Source organism: Pseudomonas sp. P5_A2_2 (assembly GCF_054177685.1).
This window is the reverse complement of sequence record NZ_JBGCUL010000293.1, coordinates 1-5,092: the sequence shown is the minus strand read 5'-3', so window position 1 is coordinate 5,092 and position 5,092 is coordinate 1. Positions and strand designations below refer to the sequence as shown.

5 protein-coding genes are annotated in these 5,092 nt (G+C 61.5%); 3 read left to right on the top strand and 2 right to left on the bottom strand.

Translation table 11 applies throughout. From position 1 onward, the window contains the following. The coding region (locus tag ACXRVY_RS16675; RefSeq protein ID WP_458237792.1) for an MFS transporter at positions 1–1,040 on the bottom strand (1,040 nt) is incomplete at its 3' end. A gap of 269 nt (positions 1,041–1,309) precedes the next feature. Here ACXRVY_RS16675 and ACXRVY_RS16670 point away from each other — a divergent pair. Then, positions 1,310–2,182 carry a LysR family transcriptional regulator gene (locus ACXRVY_RS16670; RefSeq protein ID WP_223463835.1) on the top strand — a complete coding sequence of 291 codons (873 nt, stop codon included), beginning with the start codon at positions 1,310–1,312 and terminating at the stop codon, positions 2,180–2,182. A 121-nt stretch (positions 2,183–2,303) separates the two neighbouring features. Here ACXRVY_RS16670 and ACXRVY_RS16665 read toward each other — a convergent pair whose 3' ends face one another. Beyond that, entirely contained in the window at positions 2,304–3,167 is an 864-nt protein-coding gene (locus ACXRVY_RS16665) for a LysR substrate-binding domain-containing protein (protein WP_223463836.1), read from the bottom strand. A 109-nt stretch (positions 3,168–3,276) separates the two neighbouring features. Between ACXRVY_RS16665 and ACXRVY_RS16660 the strand changes: the two genes are divergently transcribed. Both ACXRVY_RS16660 and phnX read left to right on the top strand, forming a co-directional pair. Then, positions 3,277–4,386 (top strand): 2-aminoethylphosphonate--pyruvate transaminase, encoded by a 1,110-nt coding sequence (locus ACXRVY_RS16660; protein ID WP_223463837.1) that lies wholly within the window; start codon positions 3,277–3,279, stop codon positions 4,384–4,386. Between the two features lie 169 nt (positions 4,387–4,555). After that, positions 4,556–5,092, top strand: a 537-nt coding sequence (gene phnX, locus ACXRVY_RS16655) for a phosphonoacetaldehyde hydrolase (RefSeq protein WP_458237791.1), incomplete at its 3' end; no start/stop codon positions are given.

Below are 5,092 nucleotides of genomic sequence, written 5' to 3'. Positions count from 1 at the left end.
CCGTAGAGGGTCAGGCCCATGACGAACAGCAGCGCCACCACCAGCAGCACGCTACCGGTATGCAGGGCGCCCATGAAAAACGCCAGGGAGACCGTCAGCGCCAACAGGCTGATCACGCAGGCCGGCATGCGCCGGGCACCGAACAGTTTGTCCGAGGCCAGGCCAATCAGGATCGGCCCGAGCAATCCGGCCAGTTCAAATGCGGTCGGAATGATCGCCGCGCCGACCTTGCCCACCGACGGCATCTGCTCGAAGACGATCACCGGTCCCCACAACAGAATCGCGTAGCGCGCCGGTTTGAGCATGAAGTACGCCAACCCCAACACCAGCACCGTACGATTGCGCAGGATTTCCTTCAAAGGCTCCCACATGCTGATTTTGCTTTGCGCGTCAGCCTGTTCGGCGGTCAGCTCGGGTTCCGGCTCCACCGCCGGCAAGCCGACGTCCTCCGGTTTATTACGTTGAAAAATAAAAAACAGCACGGCGACCAGCCCAACCACCGCCGCACTGGAAACAAACGCCGCATGCCAGGTGCCGATGAGCGTATACGCCCACCAACCGGCAAACGGCGACGCCACGAGACCGCCAAAGGCGTAGCAGGAACTCCACAGGCCCAGTACCCGCCCGCGTTGCTCCGAGGGAAAGAAGCTGCCGAGATTCTTGCACAGCCCCGACCAACCGGTGGACTGCGCCAGCCCTTGGATCAGCATGCAGGTAGCGAAAATCGGTAAGGTTGCAAAGTTGCCCATCACCAGCGCCGCACAGGCGGAAATCAGCAATCCGCCCAGCACCACCACCCGCGGGCCAAAACGGTCTGCGAGGATGCCCCAGGTGAACTGACCGACGGCGTAGGCCGTCAGGTAGATGGCGTCGAGGTTGGCCATGGCCATTTTGTCGAGCATGAAGGTCGGGTCTTCGGCGATGCCGAGCTTGGCCACCGAGAAGGCTTTGCGGGTGAAGTAGAACGCGGCGTAGGCGAGCCAGGTGATCGCGAAGATCTGCACGCGCCAACGCTTGATGGTGCCGATGTGCTTGTTCATTGTGGTTCTGACCTCAGGGTGTGAGTGTGCCGGCAGAATTGGAAGAAAACGCCTGTGTTTTTATTGTTGAGCACTGCGATATCGCCCTGTCCCTACGGCAGATACCGGTCAGATGAGTCCTGTTTTTTGCACGCCCAGGCTCATGGCACCCGCTGCTGTTCGACTGACCAGCCGGCGGGGCTGAGGTGGATAAAAACAATTACTGATTAATAAGTGAAATCGATTTATCGTATTTCCAAAATAAGCTCAGCTTGTTACTGGAGATTTCCATGTCGGTTTCCCACGCCCAGCTCAAAGCGTTCCATGCCGTGGCGGTCCATGGAAGCTTTACCAAGGCCGCCGAACGCCTGTTTCTGACGCAACCGGCGATTTCCGACCAGGTGCGCAAACTCGAAGAGCGTTACGGCGTCTTGCTGTTTCACCGCAACAAGCGTTCCGTGCGCCTGACCGATCTGGGCGAGCGCCTGCTCGGCGTGACGCAGAAATTGTTTGTCATCGAAGCCGAGGCCCAGGAACTGTTGCAGGACTCCCAGGCCTTGCAGACCGGCAGCCTGATTCTGGCGGTGGATGCGCCGGTGCATGTGCTGCCGCAGATCGCCCGGTTCTGTGAGCGCTACCCGGGGATCAGCGTAAAGATCGAAACCGGCAACACCGATGAATCGCTGTTCCGGCTGTTCAACTATCAGGCCGACCTGGCGTTGCTTGGCCGCGAGGTGAGCGACGAACGACTGATCTCGTTGCCGCTGCGCAATGACCCGATGGTGGCCTTCGTCTCGCGCAATCATCCGTGGGCCGACCGCGAATCCATCACCCTCGCGGATCTCGATGACACGCCCCTGGTGCTGCGGGAAATCGGTTCGGTGACCCGGCAGACCCTGGAAGAGGAAATGCAACGCGCCGGGTTCCGCATTCGCCCGGCGATTCAGGTCGAAGGTCGGGAGGCGGCGCGGGAAGCGGTGGTGGTCGGGATCGGAGTGGGCGTGGTGTCGGCTGCCGAGTTTGGCGCCGACTCCAGGGTTTGTGCACTGCCGATTACCGATTGCGAACGACGGCTGACTGAAACGCTGGTTTGCCTGCGCGAGCAGAGTTCGCGGCGGGTGGTGGCGACTTTTCTGGAGATGGTGCGTGAGAGTCTTGTGTAGGCAGGTCCGACGCCATCGCGGGCAAGCCACACTCCCACAGGTATTGGGTCGTACACAAAATCGGCGAACCTGCATGAAACCCTGTGGGAGCGGGCTTGCCCGCGATTGCAGGCGACCCGGTCTACCTGACGGGGGCCAACCCGAAAAATGCCTGAATCAACCGCAAATCCCGTCGCCGCTCCATGCACCCGATCATGTGCCGATTCACCAACCCCTCGCCAATGATCGGCACCGCCGCCACCCGTGGATCGTGGCTGACCTCCACCGACGACACCACCCCTACCCCCAGTTCGGCGGCCACCGCCTCGGTCACCGCTTCGCGGCTGTCCAGCTCCAGCAACACCCGCGGATTGACCCTGGCCTGGGCGCAAGCCTCATCGAAGGTGCGCCGGGTAATCGAATCCGGTTCGCGCAGCACCATGATCACCTGATCCAGCTCCTTGAGCTGCACGCCTTTGGTCTTCTGCGCCCAAGGATGCCCGGCGGGCACCAGCGCGCAAATCCGTGATTCGTTCAGCGCCTGCAGATGCAAGCCCTTGCGCGGCTCGACTTCGGTCAACACCGCCACGTCGGCATGTTCGGACAACAACGCCGCCAGGGTTTCCTGGGCGTTGCCCAGGCGCAGGTTCACCGTGATCCCCGGATAGCGCGCCCGCAGACTGGCAAGCATCGGCATGACCATGTGTGGGCCGTCCGCCGCCACCTCCAGACGCCCGGTCAGCAGTTGCCGGTTGGCTTCGAGCATCACCTGCGCCTCTTCGACCAGGCCGAACATCGCCCGGGTGATGGCCGCCAGTTTGGTGCCCTCCTCCGTCAGTTCCACGCGGCGGGCGGTACGGCGCAGCAAGGTGATCTGGTAGTGCTCCTCCAGGGCCTTGATGTGCCCGGTAACCGCCGGCTGGCTGATGAACAGCCGCGCCGCCGCCCGGGTAAAGCTGCCTTCCCGCGCCACAGCATCGAATGCGCGCAGCTGAAACAGGTTCATGAATAACCCTCACTGATGGCTGGCATAACAACAAACAATTTGATTGATAACACGGCAAATTGCAATTTAAGCGCCGTAGCTTCATCCCATCGATTGCGAGGACACGAGAATGAGTACTGCCGAACCCATCCTGCTCACCCCCGGCCCGTTGACCACATCGGCCCGCACCCGTCAGGCGATGATGGTCGACTGGGGTTCATGGGATGACCGTTTCAATCTATTGACCGCCAGCCTCTGCGAGCAACTGCTGGCAATCATCAACGGCGCCGCCACTCACCACTGCGTGCCCCTGCAAGGCAGCGGCACCTTCGCGGTCGAGGCAGCGATCGGCACGCTGGTGCCTCGCGATGGCAAGATTCTGGTACTGATCAACGGCGCCTACGGCAAACGCCTGGCAAAAATCTGTGAAGTGCTCGGCCGCTCCTTCAGCACCTTCGAAACCGCCGAAGACGAGCCGACCACCGCCGCCGACGTCGATCGCCTGCTGCGCGCCGACACCGGCATCACCCACGTCGCCCTGATTCACTGCGAAACCAGCACCGGCATCCTCAACCCGCTGCCGCAGATCGCCCAGGTCGTCGCAGAACACGGCAAGCGCCTGATCATCGACGCCATGAGTTCCTTCGGTGCCCTGCCGGTGGATGCGCAGCAAGTGCCGTTCGACGCACTGATCGCTGCCTCGGGCAAATGCCTGGAAGGTGTTCCGGGCATGGGGTTTGTCTTCGCTCGCAAAGAATCCCTGGCCAACGCCACCGGTAACTCGCATTCGCTGGCCATGGACCTGCAGGACCAACACGCCTACATGGCCAAGACCGGCCAGTGGCGCTTCACCCCGCCGACCCATGTGGTCGCGGCGCTGCACGAAGCCCTGCTGCAATACAACGAAGAAGGTGGCCTGCCGGCCCGACACGAACGCTATGCCGCCAACTGCCAGGCATTGATGGAAGAGATGGGCAAACTGGGGCTGCGCAGTTTCCTGCCGGCGGCTATTCAGGCGCCGATCATCGCCACCTTTCATGCCCCGAAAGATCCTCGCTACCAGTTCAAGGAGTTCTATGAGCGGGTCAAGGCCAAGGGCTACATCCTCTACCCCGGCAAACTGACCCAGGTCGAAACCTTCCGCGTCGGCTGCATTGGCCATGTCCAGCCAGCCGAAATGCGCGAAGCCGTGGCGGCGATTGCTGAAGTTTTGCGCGAGATGGAAGTGTTAGAGATCTAGGCCACACCGTATACCCCTGTGGGAGCGAGCTTGCTCCGGGCGGCGTTCCGACGATAGCGGTCTGACATTCACCATTGATGTCGACTGACCAGGCCTCATCGCGAGCAAGCTCGCTCCCACAGAAAAGCTGAATTTCCGAATAGCTCGTTCTCACAGGAATCCAAACGCCATGAACTACACCAACCCAACCAAACTCCAAGCCGCCATCCTCGACTGGGCCGGCACCGTGGTCGACTTCGGCTCCTTCGCCCCGACGCAGATTTTCGTCGAGGCGTTCGCCGAGTTCGATGTCCAGGTGTCCATCGAAGAAGCCCGTGGCCCGATGGGCATGGGCAAGTGGGACCACATCCGCACCCTGTGCGATCTACCGGAAGTTGCCGAGCGTTATCGCAAAGTGTTCGGCCGCACGCCGACTGACGATGACGTCACTGCGATTTACCAACGCTTCATGCCGCTGCAGATCGAAAAAATCGCCGAACACTCGGCGCTGATTCCGGGGGCGCTGGAGACCATCGCCAACCTGCGCCAGCAAGGGATCAGGATCGGTTCCTGCTCCGGTTACCCGAAACTGGTCATGGACAAAGTGGTTGAACTGGCCGCCACCAACGGCTACGTCGCCGATCACGTGGTCGCCACCGACGAAGTCCCGAACGGCCGCCCATGGCCCGCCCAGGCACTGGCCAACGTCATCGCCCTGGGCATTGAC

Excerpts from the sequence above, each read along its gene's own strand:
- ACXRVY_RS16670 (WP_223463835.1), top strand. The coding sequence starts at position 1,310 with ATGTCGGTTTCCCACGCCCAGCTCAAAGCGTTCCATGCCGTGGCGGTC.
- ACXRVY_RS16665 (WP_223463836.1), bottom strand. The coding sequence starts at position 3,167 with ATGAACCTGTTTCAGCTGCGCGCATTCGATGCTGTGGCGCGGGAAGGC.
- ACXRVY_RS16660 (WP_223463837.1), top strand. The coding sequence starts at position 3,277 with ATGAGTACTGCCGAACCCATCCTGCTCACCCCCGGCCCGTTGACCACA.